Genomic DNA, 18,594 nt, shown 5'->3' with positions numbered 1-18,594 from the left:
ACACTAAATCCGACAACCGACGGTCAGAGACCGGTTTCACCCACCCTGTACGCGCCATATCCACAACGTAACACGAGAATGCTTAACTGAACGGTATTGGGGCTACGCCCGTTTCTATCGAGCTGACGATGACGCAACGGCCAGGCTGTGACGAAGAAGAAAGCGCTCGTGTATCGGAGCGCTGACCGTTCGGGGAAGTCCCGGATCCTCACTGAGGTGGTGGAGCTGACGGGCTGGCATCGCGAAATTCGGTCGCCTCACCCTGCGCGTGATCCGAGATGCCCTGGCGTCGATCGTGGAGGCTCGCTCACACGACTCGAACCTGCACTATCTGGACGGGACACGACTCTACGACTCGACGGATGCCGTCATCCATCCGCTCGCTGACGCCCTGCACCCCGACGCGGCGAGTCATCGGCTCATTGGGGAGCGGTTCGCCGACTATGCCTTCTCGCCGGTCGGCCCGTTCGCCGACCGCCTCTGAGAATGTGACGGTTGACTAGGACCCCTAGGTAGAATTAGTGTAATCCTAGGAAAAGAAGGAAGGGACACTCATGGCACGCGCAGGACTTACTCCGGCCCGCATCATCGCCGCTGCTGCAGACCTGGCCGACACGGACGGATTCGAGAATGTGTCGATGTCCGCGGTCGCCCGGCTCTTCGAGGTCAAAGACGCCAGCCTGTACGCCCACATACGCAGCCTCCACGAACTGCGTTCCGGGGTAGCAGCTCTCTCGTTGGCGGAACTTGCGGATCAGGTAGGCGCGGCACTTGCGGGGCGAGCCGGGCGCGACGCGCTCGTCGCCTTCGCCAACGCGTACCGCACGTACGCGCTGAATCATCCCGGGCGGTACGCGTCGACGCAAATGTCCTTGGAGCCTGCTGTCGCCGAGCAAAGTGCTGCCGGGCGCCACGCTGCCATGACACGAGCCATCTTGCGCGGCTACGCACTGAGCGAACCCGACGAAACGGATGCCGTGCGGTTGCTGCACTCCACCTTCCACGGCTTTGTCCTGCTTGAACGCGGTGGCGGCTTCAGCCGCGGCACCCGCTCCGCCAATGCATCGTGGGACAGCGCCCTGAACGCGCTGCACTTCACTCTCAGTCACTGGCCATCCAGCTGACATCCACTCACTACCGAGAAAGGACCCACCGTGAAACAGCTCACCGCTGCTGATGTGCGCGCGTCCTTCATCAATACGTCCCTTCGAGAACGCAAGGCCGTCAAGCTGCCGCCCGAATTCGACAACCTGGTCTGGAAAGACCTCGACTACCTGGGATGGAAAGATCCCAAAGTCCCCAACATCGGTTACGTCGTCACCCACCTCGACGATGAACCGACCGGGATCATGATGCGGCAGTCCTCCGGCCGTGCCCGCTCTCGCCCGCAATGTTCCTGGTGCGAGGACGTTACCCTCCCCAATGACGTTCACTACTTCACCGCACGAAGAACGGGGCCCGCCGGACGGGCCGGCGACACGGTGGCAACCCTGGTCTGTGCGAACTTCGAGTGCTCAGCCAACGTGCGCAAGCTTCCTCCACTTGCCTACACCGGCTTCGATCGGGACACGGCGCGACTCAAACGAATCGAAAAGCTCGAACTCCGTTCACGGGCATTCGTCGCGGGCCTCCGCGACAACCTCTGATCTGCGCTTCGGTGCCGCACGGGCATCACCCCGTCCCCAGGTCCAGATCACAACCTTCCATCGCCGCCCCTGGCAATCTCTACCGCTGGGCGCGGCGATCTCTCCGCTGTGCCCACGCGAACTCACCCAGAAAGACCAGCGACAATGACAGACCGAACGGTGCTGGATCGAACCACTCACCCCAACCTGGTTGTTGCCGTCCTTGCCCTCTCGGGAGTGAGTGCATCGTTCATGCAAACGCAACCCGGGCCCGAGCGAGACGGGATTCATGCTCGCCCTGGGCTTCGGCCTTGCCGCAGCACTGGTCTGCATCGTCATCGCGGCCTTCATTCCGGAACCCAGAATGCAGCGTGTACGCCGTGCATCGACGGGCACCCTGTAGCCCTGCGCCAACTGGTGAAACCAGATTGGCGCGATCTAGCCACTTCGACCTGGAATGAACGCCACATGACCACCAGAAAACTCGTTGGCCACAGCCGGTCTTTCTCCGGTGCAGTCATCGCAGGGCTACTTCTTGCCGGTGTGAGCGGATGTGCGGCTCGGCAACCCGACGTTCCACCACCATCGCCACCCGCGACCCAACGAGCCGTTCCGTCCGCGACAGCGCCGGCAATCCCCGCACCGTCGCCGCTGCCTTCCGCAGTCGAAAGTCAGCCTTTCCACCCTGAAGTCGGCCAATGCATCGACGTGCGGAAGGATCGTCCGGGTGGTCTCGAGTCGATCGTGCCCTGCAACGAGGAACATGACGATGAGGCCTATGCCCGATTCGCGCTGGACGGTAACCCGGACACCCAGTATCCGGGCTCGGCGGCCATAGAACAGCTCGCAAACAATGGCTGCCATCAACGATTCACGGACTTCATCGGCGTCCGTTACGAAGACTCCGTGTTCGAATTTCTCCCAATGTATCCTGCGGAGCATAGCTGGACCGTGTTCGGAGACCGGAGAGTCACGTGCCTGGTCTGGTACCCGCGAGATAGCGTGACCACGTCCTTGAGGGGTGCGGGCTACTAGGCCGGGGATTCGATAGTTGGAACGGCGGTCCACCACGGGCCTGACGCCATCCGTCGGTCCTGGGTTCACGTCCCGGCCGTCCCTCAGAGAGCCCGTCGGGAAGGTGCCACTTTGAGTGCCATGAACCGTCCGAGAGTGCTAGAAACAGTCCGTATCAGCACCGATGAGGGCAATTTTTGCATCGAGTATTAGTGGCCACCGTCCCGACTTCTATCGTTGCGGAATACCCCAGCGGGGTATACAGTTACCGATACATGTACCCGGTAGGGGTACCACGCCGGAGGAAGAGGATACGTAATGGCCACGAACGAGTACCAGGTGACAGGCATGACCTGCGGGCACTGCGAGATGTCGATCCGTGAAGAGGTCGGCCAGATCGCTGGAGTCGACCGCATCGAGGTGAATGCGCAGACGGGCAAGCTCGCTGTGACAGGCTCTGATCCGGTCGACGATGCCCAGGTTCTGGCCGCCGTGGAGGAAGCAGGTTACTCGGCGGTTCGGGCGGCATGAATACCGGCGTGCGTCTTGCCGTCTACGGACTCGGCCTTGTGGTGGCGTTCGGTGGCGCGTTTGGGATCGCCGGGGCCGTCGTGCCTGACCGCGTCGTTGCGGGGTGGACGGAAGGGAGCGAAATGAACGGTCATGAAGAGGGCCACGATGCCGGCAGCGCCGAGGTAAAGTCTGCCGCCGCGGTCACGCTGAAGGGCCTTGCTCTTGGCGTTGACGGGTATGAGCTCTCGCCTGTTCAGACGCCTGCATCTGTTGGTGAGCTCGGCGAGCTGAGCTTCCAGATTCGGGATGCCTCTGGCGCCCCGGTCACGGAGTACACGACCACACACGACAAGGATCTGCATCTGATCGTGGCGCGGTCAGATGGCAGTCAGTTCCGTCACGTTCACCCAGTGTTGGACGAGCCATCGGGCACGTGGTCGATGCCCTGGCAATGGGCGGAAGCTGGGAGCTACCGCGTGTTCGCAGACTTCACGCCGGCAGGGGCGGAGTCCTCCGGGATCACCCTCACTCGCACGGTTCAGGTGGCCGGGGAGTTCGCCCCTGTGGCGCCGCAGCCGACTCAGGTCGATCAGGTCGCTGGCTTCACGGTGTCGATCGACGGCGAAATGGTGGCGGGCTCGTCGAGCGAGCTCATGATCACCATCAGCCGTGATGGTGAACCGGTGACCACCTTGGAGCCGTACCTGGGAGCGTTCGGTCACCTCGTTGCGCTGCGTGAAGGCGATCTCGCCTTCTTACACGTGCACGCCGAGGGTCAAGACCCCAAGGTTGGCGAAACGGCCGGGCCGGAAATCGTTTTTGCCGCAGAGGCCCCGACTGCGGGCCGTTACCTGCTGTACCTGGACTTTCAGGTGAATGGCGAAGTCCACACCGCCGAGTTCGTGCTCGATGCCGCCCGCAGCGGCGGCTCCACGGGTGCCGAGACCGGATCGCATATGGAGGGGCATTGAGCGTCAGGTCTCACCCTTTCCCAACAGCTAAGAGAAGGAACAACACATGAGCACATCAGCGCCCCCGAGTTTGGGCACAGGCATCGAGTTGGAGATCGGCGGTATGACCTGCGCCTCCTGCGCGATGCGGATCGAAAAGAAGCTGAACAAGCTCGACGGTGTCACCGCGACAGTCAACTACGCCACCGAAAAGGCGAAGGTCACAGTCCCAAATGGCTACGATCCAGCGCTGCTGATCGCCGAGGTCGAGAAGACCGGATACACCGCCGCGATGCCCGTCCCCAAGAACAGGAAGAAGGACGGCGCGGCCTCCGGTGACGCCGACGACGCGGACCCGGAGCTGACGTCGCTGCGTAACCGGCTGATCGGGTCGATCGTGCTGACCGTGCCGGTAATCGCGATGGCGATGAGCCCCGCGCTGCAGTTCATCTACTGGCAGTGGGCCTCGCTCGCGCTCGCAGCCCCCGTGATCCTGTGGGCGGCGTGGCCGTTCCATAAGGCGGCGTGGACGAACCTCAAGCACGGGGCCGCGACGATGGACACCCTCATTTCCATTGGCACCTCCGCCGCGTTCCTCTGGTCGCTGTATGCGTTGTTCTTCGGCACCGCGGGGACTCCGGGGATGACGCATCAGTTTGAGTTTGCGTTGGCCCCGTCCGATGGTGCGGCAAACATCTACCTCGAGGTGGGCGCCGGTGTGACGATGTTCATCCTCGCCGGCCGATATTTCGAGAAGCGGTCAAAGAAGCAGGCCGGTGCGGCTTTGCGAGCGCTGCTGGAGCTTGGCGCGAAAGAGGTCTCGGTGCTTCGCGGTGGGATCGAGACGAAGATCCCGGTTGAAGACCTACAGGTCGGTGACGAGTTCATCGTGCGCCCGGGGGAGAAGATCGCCACCGACGGTGTAGTGATCTCCGGCACCTCCGCCGTGGACGCCTCCATGCTCACCGGCGAGTCGGTGCCGGTTGAGGTTGCCGAGGGCGACGCCGTCACCGGAGCCACGACGAACGTTGGCGGTCGCCTCGTCATGCGTGCGACCAGGATTGGCTCAGACACGCAGCTGGCGCAGATGGCCAAGCTTGTCGAGGATGCTCAGACGGGCAAGGCCGAGGTGCAGCGCCTCGCTGACAGGATCTCCGGCGTGTTCGTGCCGATCGTGATCGTGATCGCGTTCGTCGTGCTGGGCGGTTGGCTGGGCGCAGGGTTCCCCGTGACCGCGGCGTTCACCGCTGCCGTCGCGGTCCTCGTGATCGCGTGCCCCTGCGCGCTGGGCTTGGCGACGCCGACAGCGCTGCTTGTCGGCACGGGCCGCGGAGCACAGATGGGTGTTCTCATCAAGGGCCCAGAGGTGCTGGAGTCCACGCGCAAGATCGATACTGTCCTTCTGGACAAGACAGGTACTGTCACCACTGGCAAGATGACGCTCGTCGACGTTGTCGTTGAGCCCGGCACGGATCGTGCTGAGCTGCTGCGCCTAGCCGGGGCGTTGGAAGACGCCTCGGAGCACCCGATTGCGCAGGCAATCGCGAAGGGGGCGACGCAGGAGGTCGGTACGTTACCGACCCCGGAGGACTTCGCGAACATCGAAGGCAAGGGCGTGCAGGGAATTGTCGATGGCCACGCCGTACTGGTGGGGCGTGATTCGTTGCTCGCCGAGTGGTCTCAACAGCTGAGCCGCGAACTTGCTTCCACGAAGGCGCGCGCCGAAGGTGAAGGCAAGACTGTCGTCGCTGTGGGCTGGGACGGGCGGGCGCGGGGCATCCTCGTCGTCGCCGATACCGTCAAGCCGACCAGCGCCGACGCGATCGCACAGTTGAAGGCGCTCGGATTGACTCCGATCCTGCTCACCGGTGACAACGAGGCAGTAGCCCGGCGGATCGCCATAGAGGTGGGCATCGAGGAAGTCATTGCCGAGGTTCTTCCGAAAGACAAAGTCAACGTTGTCGCCCGGTTGCAGCGCGAAGGAAAGGTCGTAGCGATGATCGGCGACGGCGTCAATGACGCCCCTGCCCTTGCCCAGGCCGACCTTGGTCTTGCCATGGGCACCGGCGCTGACGTCGCGATCGAAGCATCCGATATCACCCTGGTGCGCGGCGACCTGCGCAGCGCGGTCGACGCAATCCGCCTGTCCCGCAAGACGCTCGCAACGATCAAGACCAACCTGTTCTGGGCGTTCGCCTACAACGTCGCGGCGATCCCCATCGCGGCGCTTGGAATGCTCAACCCCATGCTTGCCGGGGGAGCGATGGCGATATCCAGCGTCTTCGTCGTCGGCAACAGCCTGCGCCTGCGCGGGTTCAAAAGCGTCGCGAAGTAACAACGCGACCAACCCCACACCATCAATATGAATACGAAGGGAATCACCCAACATGATGAACGACCACGAGGCGACCTCCAGCTGTTGCAGCGCAAGCGCGCCCACCCCTGCCGCGGCGAGCAACAACCATGAGAACCTGCTCGGCGGCGTGGGGAAAGACATCACCACCTGCCCGGTGATGGTCGGCAACCCCGTCAGCAAGAAGGCTGCCGAAGCGACCGGTCTGTATCGCGACTACGAGGACGAGCGGTACTACCTCTGCTGCGGCGGATGTGGGCCCGCCTTCGACTCGAATCCCGCCAAGTACGCCGCCAACATGGCGTAGATCATTGTCCTCGGCCTCCAGGTGTGTCGAGAGCCGACGTCGATCACCGACAAGCAAATCGACGGCCTCCCTACCCACGGCTACAGCGACCGCGAGATCGCCGTTGTCGTGGGTATTGTGGCACTCAACATCGTTACGGGAGCGTTCAACGGCCTCGCAGGGGTAACCCCGAGGAGCGCCGCTTGAGCCGGGCAACGCAAACTAGCCCTAATACCCTAACGGGGTATACCCTGATTCTATGCCGACGTCACCAGGCCACGACGCACCTCACGTGGCTGATCTCACCCGCGAGATGCACGAAGGACAAGATATGTCCACGATTCACTGGGCGCGATCCTGATGTCTCTGTCCACGGTCATGGTCGCTCTCAACGCAGCTGTTGCGCCGCATGGATCTCGGCCCCGAAGCGAGCACCCGGGCCGTCCTCGGCCGTGAGAACGAAGGAACTGGAAATGACTTCAATGCCCGTCACACACGAACACCCGCACGGGTACATCACGGACAAGGATAAGTATCTTCAGCGGCTCCGTCGGATCGAAGGTCAGGCTCGAGGAATCTCTCGGATGGTCGACGAGGAGAAGTACTGCATCGACATCCTCACGCAGATCAGCGCGCTCACCAGTGCACTGCAGGCTGTTGGTTTGGGTCTTCTCGATGACCATCTCGCGCATTGTGTGCTCGACGCCGCCCGTATGGACGGCCCCGATGCGCAAGCGAAGATCAAAGAGGCCAGCGACGCGATCGCCCGCCTCGTCCGGTCCTGACGGCAGCTCGAAGCAGAGAGTCGACGACTCGGTCAATCTCCCAGACCGTGGTCGTCCTGATCGGGGTGGCCCTGCTTTCTCGTCGAGCAACACAGCGAGTGGGAGGCCTCCACTCGCCGCTACCTCTCCGAGGGATCTATGCGGCAACTGGAGGCCCTGAACGAGACCCCCACCGGCGTCTTCGCCGGCGCACTCACGGTGTGATTCCCGTTCCTGAGCTCACTGTGGGGAAATCAGAAACGCTGACCTGCACGGTGTCGAGAACGGGACTGCCCCGAGTTCAGTTGACTCAAAGGGTTAGTGGTTTCAGGCGGCTTTGAGGGCCACGTCTATTGTCTCAAACTCGATTGGGGTGAGCTTGCCGAGGTGCAGGATCGTGCCGTCGATGGTGCGCTGGCCGATCGCGTTCCGGGCCGCGGCGACGGCCGGGGACGCCTTCATCCGCGAATCGATCGAGTACCCGACGATCTTGTTCGAGTAGACGTCTTTGATCGCGCAGAGGTACATCTTGCCCTCGTCGGTGCGGTGTTCGGTGATGTCGGTGAGCCAGAGCTGGTTCGGGCGTGTCGCGGTGGACTTCCGCTTGACCTGGTCGTCGTGGGCGGGCGGGCCGGCTTTGCGCGTCAGGCCGCGTTTTTTCGCGAACACGCTCCAGAGCCGTTGCTGGGAGCAGAGCCGCCAGAACACCGTCGACGGCCAGCTCACGGACCAGCGGGTACATCATTTTGGGTTGACGTCCCGAGAGAGATAAGCGACGGCCCGCCGCATGACCTCGGCTTCCTGCTCGAGCAGCCGAATGCGCTTCTTGGCATCCCGCAGTTCCGCGGACTCCTTCTCGGTCACACCCGGCTTGACGCCTTCCTCGACGTCGGCTTTCTTCAGCCAGTTCGCCAGGCAGGACTCCGAGATGCCGAAGTCTTTCGCGATCTGATTCAACGGGGCTTCGTGCTTCCGGGCTACCGCGACAACATCGCGGCGGAACTCGGGTGGGTAGGGCTTGGGCATGATGACATCTTTCCAGCGAAGACGAATCTCCACAGGTCAGGAGTCAACCAAACCGGGGGCAGTCCCAAACTCCACCACTCAACGGGACGCGACCTAAGGGCGCGGACCAGTGGGGCATGGCATGATGTGCCACTGCCCCACTGGGCGGTTCAGACCGCTGCTTGCGACATCGCGGGTTCTTGCACTGCAGCAACTGCAGGCCGCAGGGTAACAGTGACCACCAGGGCCCCCACGAAGGCGATGATGGCTGCCCCCACGAAGGCGGCGGAGTAGCTGTCTGTGAGCGCAGGCGCATCGCCGGCTGCGCCCGTGAACACGGCGGCTACCGCGGTGAGAGCAGCGAGCCCGACTGCTGAACCGATCTGGTAGCTGGTGTTCACCAGACCGGCGGCCGTGCCCGTTTCCTCGGGCCGTGCACTGGAGATGGCCGTTCCGAGCGATGGGACGAAGGCAAGCGCCATTCCCAGCGCGGCGACGAGAGAAGCCGGAAGCACATCGACCACGTAGTTGCCGTCTGGCCGCGCGAATGCCAACCAGCCGAGGCCGGCGCTCAGCAGAAGCAGACCGCTGACAATCATCGGTTTGGCCCCAAATCGGGCCTGCAGTCGTGGAGCGAGGGCAATCATGCCGACTACGATCAATGCGGTCATCGGCAGCAGTGCGGCGCCGGATGCGAATGCTCCCGCTCCCAGAACCTGCTGAAGGTAGAGATTCAGGAAGAACCACATGGGAATCCATGCTGCGCCGAGAAGCAACTGTGCCAGGTTCGCCGCCCCGAGCTGTGGCGCCTTGAAGATGCCGAGCCGGAGGAGGGGCTGTCGACTGCGGGATTGGATGACGAAGAACAGGAGCAGCAACACGACGCCGGCGATGAAAGCGGTCAAAGTTTCCGGTGCGACCCACCCGGCCTCGGGGGCGCGGACGATCCCATACACCAGCGCCGTGAGCCCGCCAGTTGCTGTCAGCGCTCCGCCCACGTCAATTGACCCGCTGCGTGCCGGTATGGCCGGCAGTGCGAAGGGGGCCGCGATGATGACGAGCAGAGCGATGGGAATCGTGATGTAGAAGACCCAAGGCCAGCTTGCATATTCAGTAAGCACGCCACCGAGGAACACACCAGCTGTTCCTCCAATCGGGGCGGCTGCACCATAGATCGCGAAGGCCTTCGGGAGGTCCGGTGTTCCCCCGAACAGGGTCATGAGCAAGGTCAATGCGGCAGGGGCGATCAATGCGGCACCCACTCCCTGCACAGCCCGGCCCGCGATCTCGAAAGCGACTGTTCCGGCAGCTCCGGCCAGGACCGAGCCGATGAGCAGTGTCGCCCAACCCCCAATGAAGACCTTCCGTGCGCCGAAGAGGTCGGATAGCCGCCCGCCGAGCAGTAGCAGCCCTCCAAAGGCCACGACATAAGCGTTGAAAACCCAAGACAGCGACTCGGGAGTGAACCCGAGCTCACGCTGGATGTCCGGTAAAGCAACACCGATGATCGACGTATCCATGATTACCACGAATTGAGCTGTGGCGATGAGAGCCAAGCCCAGCCAGCGCCGACCGCTACCGCGGTCTGTAAACGAACTCATTGCTGCTCCTTTTAGTAAATGACAGTAGAGACCGAGAGATACCCGGTAGGGGTATCAAGCTATACCCCTATGGGGTACCACGTCAAGCGCGATTCCTTAACGGGAGGTCGAAGGCGACGCCCAGCGCCCAGTGCCCTCGACCGCCTTTTCCATGAGGTCGAAGATCGCGAGGGGGACCTGGAGGGCCCCGATTTCATCGCACTTCATAAAAACTTGCAACATACTGTACGATCGTGCGTATAGTTACTATAGCTCGTTTGCTGGCCCTCTCGCCAGCGATGCAGGCTTTTGTCCCCTAACCATGAATGCCGTGCCGATCAAACGGTACGAGCGTTTGAAAATCCAGATTCCGAGGAAGACCCATGCAGACAACCCTGACGCATATCGGCACAGCAACAATGCTCGTTCAATTCGGGGGGCTGACGTTCCTCACCGATCCCGTGTTCGACCCCGCTCCGACCGAGTATGTCTCGGGGCCGGTAGTCCTGCGGAGCACCACCATGCCAGCCATACCCGCGAGCGAACTCCCTCCGATTGACGCCGTGCTGCTCAGCCACGACGAACACCCGGACAACCTGGATGAGGCCGGCAGGAGGTTGCTGGACGGCAAGCTCGTCATAACCACCCAAAGTGGTGCGGGACGGCTGGGTGGCCACGCGGTGGGCGTTGCGCCTTGGAGCAGCCACACGGTCGTGGTGGGTGAGAAGTCTGTGATCATCACAGCGACGCCTGCACATCACGGTCCCGCAGGAGACGTGATTGGGTTCATCCTCCGGGTGCCTGGGGAAGAGAAGGTCCTGTACATCTCCGGCGACACCACCTATGAAAGCGACCTTGATCAAATCAGCGAACTCTTTTCGATCGGAGTAGCGGTGCTGCACCTCGGCGCGGCGAAGTTCGCCATCCTCGGGGACCAGATGATCAGTATGGACAGCGCGAGCGCAGCCAAGTTCACCGCGTCTCTCGCAGCCGACATCGTGGTACCGATTCATTACTCCTCTTGGGAACACTTCACAGAAACAGAAGACGAGATCGTGGCTTCATTTGCAGGAGCCGGTCTGACTGATCGCCTCAAGTGGCTCACCCCCGGCGTGCCGCGGGACCTTGGGGCATGAGCCCCACTCGCCGACAGAGGCGGCACTCTGAATGGAACAACTCCATGACTGACCCCCAGCCGAGCATCCATTTCACCGATGCGCACAGCCTCGCTATGGGCTGGCCGATCATGTCTGGCAAGCGCTACGGAGACTGGGAACTCGTCGACCGTGTCGGCAGAGACATCGACACCGGCGGCCGCGATCTCCACGACGTCACGGGGCGGCTGAAAGACCTGCTCACGGAGCTGAGCACACGGTCTAGACGGTGGCGCTGGCGCTCGTGACGCGTCAGTTTGGCGCGAGTGTCTTGGCCGTGACATGCCTGGTTGACACGGGTCTCCGATTCGAGGTTGCGGTGCCGCGGAGTGGCCGTTCCCGAGAGTCGATTCCGTGCGCTGAAGATTCAGTCAATGCGTAGAGTTATGCCAGTGGCGATCGCCGGGAGTCGGCGACGCGCCGCGTAGCGGCCCGGGTCAATCTGGTCCGACCCGCAGACCCCCTTGAGGATTGAGGCTCCGAGCAGTGCACGATCACATTCTTATCTGCGGGCCGGTCTCGTGGAATAAGCTTGTCTACCTCGACCGGCTGCCGGAGCCTCACCCCCACACTCAGTTCGCCCTCGAGCATTTCGAGACGATCGGCGGAACGTCTGCAGGAAAGGCGCTGCACCTTTCAGGACTGGGCCGCCACGTCATATGTCACACCGTGCTGGGCGACGACCCCGAGTCCGACCGGTTGCGGTCGGCGCTCGAGTCCGCCGACATCACCGTGGTCGCAGATGACATTCCCGGCGACAGCGAACGGCACCTGAACCTGATGACGCCTGCCGGAGAGCGGGTGTCGATCTACCTGTCAGTACCCGAATTCATCGCACCGAACATCGCCCGATTCGAGGCGATGAGTGTGGATGCAGCGGCGCTGGTGATGGACCTGTCCGAGACATCCCGAGCTCTCCTCCCCGCGGCCGCGGGTACTGGCATACCCATCTGGACGGATGTGCACGACTACGACGGCCTGTCCGAATTCCACAAACCGTTCATTGAGGCGGCCAATTTCATCTTCATGAACGGTGATGGAATGGATGAACCGGTGCCGTTCATGCGCGCACGGGTGGAGGGAGGCGCCGATGCAGTGGTGTGTACTCTCGGCGCAGACGGCGCCGTTGCATTCGACGCCGACGGGCTTCACCGTGTGAACGCGGTGGCGGTGGATGTCAGGGACACAAACGGCGCCGGCGATGCGTTTCTCGCGGGCTATCTGGATGCCACCCTGTCCGGCGCATCCACTGATGAGGCCCTCTTGGCGGCCACACGCCAGGCAGCAGTCGCGCTCGGCACCAAGCACCTTCACCCGTCCCTCGAGGCTTTACAGCGCTAGCCTGCGAGCCGTGGTGAGTAGCGCCTGTAGGCCCGATGGTTGATGAACGTCGCCTATCGCTGGTCCTCAGTGGAGGGCGCAGGCGACGTGCTCACCGCGTGGTCACGAACCGGTCGTATCGGAGAATGGTCGCCAGCCCCGCACCCAATCGACTTCGAACACTTTGGGGTAGCTTTCTGCGGCCGTCGCCTCAAATTCATACACGTTCAGCATGAGCTGCATCGGATAGGCGGGAGACTGTTCCATGGATGCGACCAGCTCATCGTCAATGAAGAACCTGACTTCGCCTGGCAGCCACTCGACGCTGTAGGTGTGGAACTCACGGGCATCCAGCATCATGGGGATCTTGACGAAGTCGTCCTGAATTCGCGTGTCACCGAACGGGTGTAACCCCATGCCCACAACCGCTTTGTCTGCGGCGACGTCCTTGCCGAAGATCTCAAAGATGCAGATCTCCGCCGAACGGTCGGGTTGGTCTTCGAAGCCGATCATCCACAGCGCCACCATGCAGTTCGGATCGGCGATCGCAGCAACCCGCGCCTCGATGATTCCGTACAGCGGCGTGTACAAACGCTGCTCATCTTGGGCCTCGCGGACGCGCAACCCCGCCGCGAAGCGGTGCTGGCCGATCTCACTGCCGACCGGACCCGCGAAAACCCCGGTTTGAAGGTTCGACACGCGTAAGCGGCCATTGTGCTCCGGCGACCACGGAAGCTGATCCGACTCGATCTGAAGCCGGAGTTTGCCATCCTGCTGCGCGTACCGCGCAGCAGACAACGCGCGACTACCCCACTGAGGAAGGTACGACGGAACCCAACGCGATCGGTCAAGTTCGTCACCCTCGAAGGTGTCGAGGAAATCAACTTCGTAGCCCGACCGGTCAAGACGCATTGGGGAATCCTATCCATGACACGTCCGGGTCGCCTCTCAAGAGGCGTGAATTCCTGGTCACGTCCTAGTTCTGCGGCTGACGTTCGGTCGCCATGAACGGTGTACCACGATCATGCGCTCGACGGGGCACGATGAGCGATCGCGCGAATGCCGGCCGATGAAGAGAGGAAGATCACGCCGAGTACGACCCAACCTGCTGTTCCATTGTCTACAACGGTGACGGCGATAACAGCGGGGGTCACCATGGTGCCGATTGAGAACGCCATCGCGAATAGTCCCTGGTATGCGCCGGCGCTACGCGGGTCGGCGAGCTCATAGCTAAGGCCCCAGATTCCCGCCGAGGAGTGGATTTCGCCGAATGTGTGGGCAACAGCTGCGGCGAGGATCAGCGCGAGAGCCAGTACGGGCGACACTCCTGCGGACGCAGCGTAGACGGCGCACGCAATAGCCATGAATACGCCCGCCAAGGAAACCGCTTTTCCTGCGCGTCGTATGTCATGGCTACCGCGCGAAAGCGGAATCTGCAGGGCGACTACCAAAACCGTGTTGACGATCAGAGCTATGGAAACGACAACCACCGGGGCCTGCGTGTGGCGCAAGACCCATAACGGGAGGCCAATTTCGGCGAGACCGAACTGGATACCGAACAGCGCGGAGAGCGCTGCCAGCCCCAGGTAGCGTGGGTCCCGCCAGGGTGACCGGCCAACCAGGTGAGCTGAGGCCGCCCGATCGACCTTGGACAGCACAATAGCGTCGACGCGGCGTGGCAGGGCGACGATACGCGCGGCGCTGATCAAGGTCGCGAAACCGGCGATACCGATTGTCAGGCGGTACGCGTCCGGGGCATCCAACAACAGCGGGATGCTCGCCGCCGCGCCGCCAAGTGCAATTCCGACGTTTCCTACAGTAAGTAGAATCGCTCGTGTCCTGATCCGGACTTCGCCTTCGAAGGCCCGGCCGACGATGGTCGCTCTCACGGCCTTGCTGCCACTGCTGGCCCCGTTCACCACGCAGGCTATGACGAGCGCAACCATAAACGACGAGGCGAAAGCATAGGACACTAAGGCAAGCCCTTCCACCACCAGGAGCGCGAGAAGGAGTCGCTTGGCGCTCACTCTGTCCGCGAGGCTGCCACCGAGCCACGACGTGGCCACGCCCAACGCGCTTGAGACAGTAAGAATGACGGCGATTTCCGTGACGCTGAGTCCGACGATCAATGTGAAGTACAGGACGGTGAGAGCCAGGAAAACACCGCGTCCAAGAGAGTTCAAGAATATCTGGGTGGCGAGAATTCGTAACATCTGGTGGCTTGATGGGCCGTCGGGGTGCACTTCGATGCGGTCGATTGCGGGAGCTTCAGTAGGCATATGTCAGTTCTGCCAGAGGTGAGTGCGCAAAAGAACTGATGTAGGGTATTGCTTCATGCTGACCTACACGCTGAACGAGGAAGACGTCGGCGAAGTGCGGTTCGGTATTTCACCCCTGTGCGAGATGGGGCTCTCGCTCCGTGCCCTCAAGGACCCTGCCCGATTTCCGCTCCAGCTTCCCTGGCTGAGGCGCACGGAAAAGGCGCGCTCACGCCTGGACACTGAACTGCTGCTCGCGCTTATCGACACGCGCTTGAGCACGCCGGACCTGCTCAATCCGCGACCGGGAAGTCCCCTGACGCGGATCGTCGACGAGCTGGACAGATTCCGGTCGACTGATCCTTCGCTTTTCACGCGGCAGATCGAGGCTATACATGGCGAGATACCGGCCGCGCTGAGGGGCGATCCGAGAGCCGCTCTCGACCGAACGGCCAACATTCTCGAGCAGTACTGGGAGAGTTGCTTTCAACCACATTGGCTTCGGATGCGCACCCTTCTCGAGGCTGACATTGCTTATCGCGGTCGGCAGATTGCTCAGGTTGGGTTGTCCGCGATGATAAATACCATTGACACCAGGGTGTCCATCGCCGACGCCGTTCTTTCTGTGCAGGTGGAGTGCAAACTAACGACCTCGAAGGCAGTGGCAGGGCGCGGTATGACTTTCGTGCCTACCATTTTCACGAGCGGCGCCAGCGCACCGAGTGATCCCAGCGGGCCGCCGATGATTCTGTACGCGGCACGCGGCCAGGGTGCGATGTGGGAGACAAGCACGTCGGCGACTGATGCAGGGGCCATCCAACTACTCGGCCGAACCCGGGCGGCCTTGCTGGCGGTTCTCAGCGAGCCAACTTCGTCCACGGACCTCGGCCTTCGTATGGGCGTTACGACGTCCGCAGTGAACCAGCACCTGCGGGCACTCCACGCCGGACGCCTCGTCACGTCGACGCGCCATGGCCGCGTTGTACTCTATTTCCGAAGCGAGTTGGGTACCGCGCTTCTCGGCGGCTAAGGTCGACCGGTGCCAGGTTTGCCGGGGACCGGATCTACGAGGCCAGCCTCAGCGAGAACCGTCATGTTGGCGCCGCTCGCCAGGAGTCGGGATACGACGCCGCGGCGAGCGAATTCGTACGGTTCCGCAGACATGCGTAGGAGCGAGTACGAGTTGGACGCCTCGATCAGAGCAGTGAGTTCGAACACGAGCTGTCGGCTGACGGTGGTGTCGAGCAGCTCTCCCTGATCGACGGCGTGACCGATGTTGGCGGCAATGTATGCGTCTCTCTCGTCGACAGCCCGCACGATGGCGTCGTGCACAACGCCGGGCCGAGAGTCGAATTCAGCGGAAACAGCGAAGAAGAAACATCCGCCCTCGAAAACACGATCGGCAGAGTAGTCGATCCAGCTTCGAAGGAGGGCGCACAGCCGGCGAAGACCGCGAGGTTGTGTGCGTGCCAGGTCGATGACGGAGGCGGTGAATATGCCGCGGGCAGTCTCGATCGCGGCGAGCTGGAGCTGCTCTTTGGTGCCGAAGAGTGCGGCCACGCCGCTCTTGCTCGCGGACACCTCGGCTGCCAAACGCCCGATAGTGAGCCCCTCAAGCCCGTTGACGGACGCAATGTCAACGGCACGAGCCAGAACGGCGCGGCGTGACTCGTCGCCGCGGACTTTTCGACCGTCGAGTGGTTTCATGACATCAGTTTAGTAGTACGATCATCCGTATTGTTACATGTACGGTCGTTCGTATTGTTCTTCTGGTGAGGAGACCAGCATGCCTAGTGTCATCCGAATGGCTTTTTCCGCTGCTGAAACTCTCTCCCCGCGCCTGGCTGGTCGACTCGCCCTTATCCTCTTCAGGCGTGTGGGCAGCCGTCTGCCCGTGCGCCCGGACGAACGTGCAACCCACGACAGCGCTCGCGTGGGAACCATCACCGTGAACAACAAATACGTCGTCACCTACCAGTGGGGAACCGGCGCCCGCCCGGTGCTGCTCGTGCACGGTTGGCGCGGCCGGGCCGTCCAGTTTGCCCGCCTCATCCGTGAGCTACGCGCCGAGGGCTACACCGTCGTTTCTTTCGATGCGCCGGCCAACGGAAGTTCCGACGGACGCTACACCGACGTGCGCGAGTACGTCGACGCAATGGTCCAGCTGCAGCGCCTGCACGGATCCTTCGAAGCCGTCGTCGCCCACTCGTTCGGCGTGCTCGGCGCAATCTCCGCCGTGGCCAATGGCCTGGACACGAACCGTGTAGTTGGAATTTCGGGGGTTGCCGAACCCGGATACCTGCTCAGCTACTTCGGGCAGTCGCTTGGCCTGGGGCCGGCCGCGACGGCTGAGTTGGGCGCAGCGTTCGTGCGCCGGGTCTTCGAGAACGAACCCGATGCACTTTCACGCTTCTCCGGGGTCCAGAACCCACTTCCGGCATCGGTCGCTCTGCTGCTGCTTCATGATCGAGTGGACCCGGTCGTCGACATCGAGCAGTCGGAACAACTTCACGCCGCCCACGGTGAGCGCTCGCACCTGGTCGCCACCGAGGGGCTCGGGCATCGGCGAATCCTATCGGCGGACCTCACTCTCGACGCCGTCCTCGAGTTCATCGCCGCGCCTCTTCCAGTCGCCCAGGGGAGATCCGTGGAAAGGCGCTGAGCACTCTGAACGAGCGTCCGGACGCGGGATCCAGGCCGGCGCCTTCAGCGGCAGAGGCCACTTCCTGACGGCTGACCGCGACTCGCGCCTGACCTTCGATTCATCTGGGGGCCGACAGGCGGCCCCGGAGCGGTCTGAATGCGCCGTCACGTGCGTCGAACACCACCCCAACGTACGCAGCAACATTATTTCTCGATCGCGTGGTACCGCGGTGCCGGTTGGATGTGCTGGGGAACGTCCCGAAGGCCGATGTACCCGTTGGCGGCATTCCGTAGCGTGAGAGCAACCCGGGCGCATGGAGCGACGGCCCTTCACCCCTTGAATGAATCGAGACGCATGTTTTCACGATTAGGAGCCATCTTCACGCCGCCCTCTCTGCGGAATCCCGGTCCAGGGGCAAGTGACACTATGACGTCGCATATGCCGCATTTTCGCGTCCGTTCGCGTGATTCCTCGATGGAGATCGGTCAGGCTGGCCTGCAGCGCCGATCAGCACTCTTCCACCTCGTCGGGCATTTCGCCGTAATGGTCGTGTTGATGTACGCAGGAATGTTCGCCTTGGACCCACTCTACGAACTTCTGCCGGGGTTCGCCGGAGTAAGCGATCCGTGGAGCCGGCTGCCCGTCCTGTCGAACTTCGCCATGGCGCTCAACATGACCATACCGATGACCCTCTACATGATCTGTAAACGTCACAGTTGGGGAGCCATCGCAGAAATGTCGGCAGCGATGTTTCTTCCTGCGGTCCTTACTAGTGGTCCCTTCCTGGTGGGGAGCATGACCGCCGGGACGATGATGACTCTCAGTCATGCAGCGATGATTCCGTTGATGGGGTTGGCCGCGATTCTCCGCTTCACAATCATGCGCTCCGGCGCCCGACGCGTGAAATGAGAAACAATCGCCGGGCATATCTGTTAGATATGTCAGTAAGATGTATCTGACAGATAGAAAGCGATGTGCTTTGAACCCTGCAGTGACGAGGTCATTCTCACCCTTTGCCCGGGGCTCCTTCGTTGTCGGCACCGCATTCCTGACGGGTTTCGTCTTGTTTCGACGGGCCGTGCGGGCGCTCGGCGCGTGCAGGAGCGGTGCCGCAGAGGGGGGAGCGAC

At 62.4% G+C, this 18,594-nt stretch carries 19 protein-coding genes and 1 pseudogene; 15 read left to right on the top strand and 5 right to left on the bottom strand.

The annotated features are described in order from the left end of the window. Positions 1–268: 268 nt before the first annotated feature. The 9 genes from E3O48_RS01835 (at position 269) to E3O48_RS01795 (ending at position 7,526) form a co-directional block, all read left to right on the top strand. Positions 269–484 carry a hypothetical protein gene (locus E3O48_RS01835; RefSeq protein WP_174774736.1) on the top strand — a complete coding sequence of 72 codons (216 nt, stop codon included), beginning with the start codon at positions 269–271 and terminating at the stop codon, positions 482–484. A gap of 70 nt (positions 485–554) precedes the next feature. Further along, on the top strand, positions 555–1,124 hold the full coding sequence (locus E3O48_RS01830) for a TetR-like C-terminal domain-containing protein (RefSeq protein WP_134537110.1): 570 nt from the start codon (positions 555–557) through the stop codon (positions 1,122–1,124). 30 nt (positions 1,125–1,154) lie between these two features. Further along, positions 1,155–1,646, top strand: coding sequence for an FBP domain-containing protein (locus E3O48_RS01825; protein WP_134537109.1), 492 nt, complete (start codon positions 1,155–1,157; stop codon positions 1,644–1,646). Positions 1,647–2,093: 447 nt separating this feature from the next. Further along, a complete protein-coding gene (locus E3O48_RS18270; RefSeq protein WP_166788585.1) occupies positions 2,094–2,660 on the top strand; it encodes a septum formation family protein in 567 nt (188 codons plus the stop codon). Between the two features lie 297 nt (positions 2,661–2,957). After that, complete coding sequence (locus E3O48_RS01815; RefSeq protein ID WP_134507389.1) at positions 2,958–3,170, top strand: heavy-metal-associated domain-containing protein; 213 nt, start codon at positions 2,958–2,960, stop codon at positions 3,168–3,170. Continuing rightward, positions 3,167–4,123: a heavy-metal-associated domain-containing protein gene (locus E3O48_RS01810; protein ID WP_134537107.1), complete on the top strand. Its 957-nt coding sequence runs from the start codon at positions 3,167–3,169 to the stop codon at positions 4,121–4,123. Before E3O48_RS01815 ends, E3O48_RS01810 begins: the two co-directional genes overlap by 4 nt. A gap of 46 nt (positions 4,124–4,169) precedes the next feature. Then, positions 4,170–6,437 (top strand): cation-translocating P-type ATPase, encoded by a 2,268-nt coding sequence (locus E3O48_RS01805; RefSeq protein ID WP_134537106.1) that lies wholly within the window; start codon positions 4,170–4,172, stop codon positions 6,435–6,437. A gap of 52 nt (positions 6,438–6,489) precedes the next feature. Beyond that, positions 6,490–6,762, top strand: a complete 273-nt coding sequence (locus E3O48_RS01800) for a hypothetical protein (RefSeq protein ID WP_134537105.1) — start codon at positions 6,490–6,492, stop codon at positions 6,760–6,762. Positions 6,763–7,214: 452 nt separating this feature from the next. Next, the gene (locus tag E3O48_RS01795) at positions 7,215–7,526 is read left to right on the top strand and encodes a metal-sensitive transcriptional regulator (protein ID WP_134507385.1); all 312 of its coding nucleotides are present in this window, start codon (positions 7,215–7,217) and stop codon (positions 7,524–7,526) included. A 366-nt stretch (positions 7,527–7,892) separates the two neighbouring features. Here E3O48_RS01795 and E3O48_RS17920 read toward each other — a convergent pair. Together E3O48_RS17920 and E3O48_RS01780 are read right to left on the bottom strand one after the other, a co-directional pair. After that, positions 7,893–8,531 (bottom strand): annotated as a pseudogene (locus E3O48_RS17920) (DDE-type integrase/transposase/recombinase); the annotation flags it as partial. A gap of 149 nt (positions 8,532–8,680) precedes the next feature. Continuing rightward, positions 8,681–10,111, bottom strand: a complete 1,431-nt coding sequence (locus tag E3O48_RS01780) for an MFS transporter (RefSeq protein ID WP_134537103.1) — start codon at positions 10,109–10,111, stop codon at positions 8,681–8,683. A 362-nt stretch (positions 10,112–10,473) separates the two neighbouring features. Here E3O48_RS01780 and E3O48_RS01775 point away from each other — a divergent pair, with 362 nt between their 5' ends. The 3 genes from E3O48_RS01775 (at position 10,474) to E3O48_RS01765 (ending at position 12,585) form a co-directional block, all read left to right on the top strand. Further along, the gene (locus E3O48_RS01775) at positions 10,474–11,226 is read left to right on the top strand and encodes an MBL fold metallo-hydrolase (RefSeq protein WP_134507382.1); all 753 of its coding nucleotides are present in this window, start codon (positions 10,474–10,476) and stop codon (positions 11,224–11,226) included. Positions 11,227–11,270: 44 nt separating this feature from the next. Further along, positions 11,271–11,492 (top strand): hypothetical protein, encoded by a 222-nt coding sequence (locus E3O48_RS01770; protein WP_134537102.1) that lies wholly within the window; start codon positions 11,271–11,273, stop codon positions 11,490–11,492. A 238-nt stretch (positions 11,493–11,730) separates the two neighbouring features. Further along, the gene (locus E3O48_RS01765; RefSeq protein WP_134507380.1) at positions 11,731–12,585 is read left to right on the top strand and encodes a carbohydrate kinase family protein; all 855 of its coding nucleotides are present in this window, start codon (positions 11,731–11,733) and stop codon (positions 12,583–12,585) included. 102 nt (positions 12,586–12,687) lie between these two features. On the opposite strand, the gene E3O48_RS01760 is transcribed toward E3O48_RS01765, so the two are convergent. After that, the gene (locus E3O48_RS01760) at positions 12,688–13,476 is read right to left on the bottom strand and encodes a glycoside hydrolase family 16 protein (protein ID WP_134537101.1); all 789 of its coding nucleotides are present in this window, start codon (positions 13,474–13,476) and stop codon (positions 12,688–12,690) included. 110 nt (positions 13,477–13,586) lie between these two features. Beyond that, positions 13,587–14,843, bottom strand: coding sequence for an MFS transporter (locus tag E3O48_RS01755; protein WP_134537100.1), 1,257 nt, complete (start codon positions 14,841–14,843; stop codon positions 13,587–13,589). Between the two features lie 55 nt (positions 14,844–14,898). On the opposite strand from E3O48_RS01755, the gene E3O48_RS01750 reads away from it, so the two are divergent. Further along, positions 14,899–15,852: a DUF5937 family protein gene (locus tag E3O48_RS01750; RefSeq protein ID WP_134507377.1), complete on the top strand. Its 954-nt coding sequence runs from the start codon at positions 14,899–14,901 to the stop codon at positions 15,850–15,852. On the opposite strand, the gene E3O48_RS01745 is transcribed toward E3O48_RS01750, so the two are convergent. Beyond that, positions 15,849–16,529, bottom strand: coding sequence for a TetR/AcrR family transcriptional regulator (locus E3O48_RS01745; RefSeq protein WP_134537099.1), 681 nt, complete (start codon positions 16,527–16,529; stop codon positions 15,849–15,851). The genes E3O48_RS01750 and E3O48_RS01745 overlap by 4 nt on opposite strands. A 37-nt stretch (positions 16,530–16,566) precedes the next feature. Here E3O48_RS01745 and E3O48_RS01740 point away from each other — a divergent pair, with 37 nt between their 5' ends. Both E3O48_RS01740 and E3O48_RS01735 read left to right on the top strand, forming a co-directional pair. Next, entirely contained in the window at positions 16,567–17,484 is a 918-nt protein-coding gene (locus E3O48_RS01740) for a S9 family peptidase (RefSeq protein ID WP_134537098.1), read from the top strand. Between the two features lie 408 nt (positions 17,485–17,892). Then, on the top strand, positions 17,893–18,375 hold the full coding sequence (locus tag E3O48_RS01735; protein WP_134537097.1) for a hypothetical protein: 483 nt from the start codon (positions 17,893–17,895) through the stop codon (positions 18,373–18,375). Positions 18,376–18,594: the final 219 nt, after the last annotated feature.

Origin of the sequence: Cryobacterium sp. HLT2-28, assembly GCF_004402495.1 — a bacterium.
In the GTDB taxonomy this organism is placed as follows: Bacteria; Actinomycetota; Actinomycetes; order Actinomycetales; family Microbacteriaceae; genus Cryobacterium; species Cryobacterium mannosilyticum.
This window is presented reverse-complemented; position numbering and strand designations above follow the sequence as displayed.

Bases quoted from the DNA above. Each gene is read 5' to 3' on its own strand.
- E3O48_RS01830 (WP_134537110.1), top strand. From the start codon at position 555: ATGGCACGCGCAGGACTTACTCCGGCCCGCATCATCGCCGCTGCTGCA.
- E3O48_RS18270 (WP_166788585.1), top strand. From the start codon at position 2,094: ATGACCACCAGAAAACTCGTTGGCCACAGCCGGTCTTTCTCCGGTGCA.
- E3O48_RS01815 (WP_134507389.1), top strand. From the start codon at position 2,958: ATGGCCACGAACGAGTACCAGGTGACAGGCATGACCTGCGGGCACTGC.
- E3O48_RS01810 (WP_134537107.1), top strand. From the start codon at position 3,167: ATGAATACCGGCGTGCGTCTTGCCGTCTACGGACTCGGCCTTGTGGTG.
- E3O48_RS01805 (WP_134537106.1), top strand. From the start codon at position 4,170: ATGAGCACATCAGCGCCCCCGAGTTTGGGCACAGGCATCGAGTTGGAG.
- E3O48_RS01800 (WP_134537105.1), top strand. From the start codon at position 6,490: ATGATGAACGACCACGAGGCGACCTCCAGCTGTTGCAGCGCAAGCGCG.
- E3O48_RS01795 (WP_134507385.1), top strand. From the start codon at position 7,215: ATGACTTCAATGCCCGTCACACACGAACACCCGCACGGGTACATCACG.
- E3O48_RS01780 (WP_134537103.1), bottom strand. From the start codon at position 10,111: ATGAGTTCGTTTACAGACCGCGGTAGCGGTCGGCGCTGGCTGGGCTTG.
- E3O48_RS01775 (WP_134507382.1), top strand. From the start codon at position 10,474: ATGCAGACAACCCTGACGCATATCGGCACAGCAACAATGCTCGTTCAA.
- E3O48_RS01770 (WP_134537102.1), top strand. From the start codon at position 11,271: ATGACTGACCCCCAGCCGAGCATCCATTTCACCGATGCGCACAGCCTC.
- E3O48_RS01760 (WP_134537101.1), bottom strand. From the start codon at position 13,476: ATGCGTCTTGACCGGTCGGGCTACGAAGTTGATTTCCTCGACACCTTC.
- E3O48_RS01755 (WP_134537100.1), bottom strand. From the start codon at position 14,843: ATGCCTACTGAAGCTCCCGCAATCGACCGCATCGAAGTGCACCCCGAC.
- E3O48_RS01750 (WP_134507377.1), top strand. From the start codon at position 14,899: ATGCTGACCTACACGCTGAACGAGGAAGACGTCGGCGAAGTGCGGTTC.
- E3O48_RS01745 (WP_134537099.1), bottom strand. From the start codon at position 16,529: ATGAAACCACTCGACGGTCGAAAAGTCCGCGGCGACGAGTCACGCCGC.
- E3O48_RS01740 (WP_134537098.1), top strand. From the start codon at position 16,567: ATGTACGGTCGTTCGTATTGTTCTTCTGGTGAGGAGACCAGCATGCCT.
- E3O48_RS01735 (WP_134537097.1), top strand. From the start codon at position 17,893: ATGACGTCGCATATGCCGCATTTTCGCGTCCGTTCGCGTGATTCCTCG.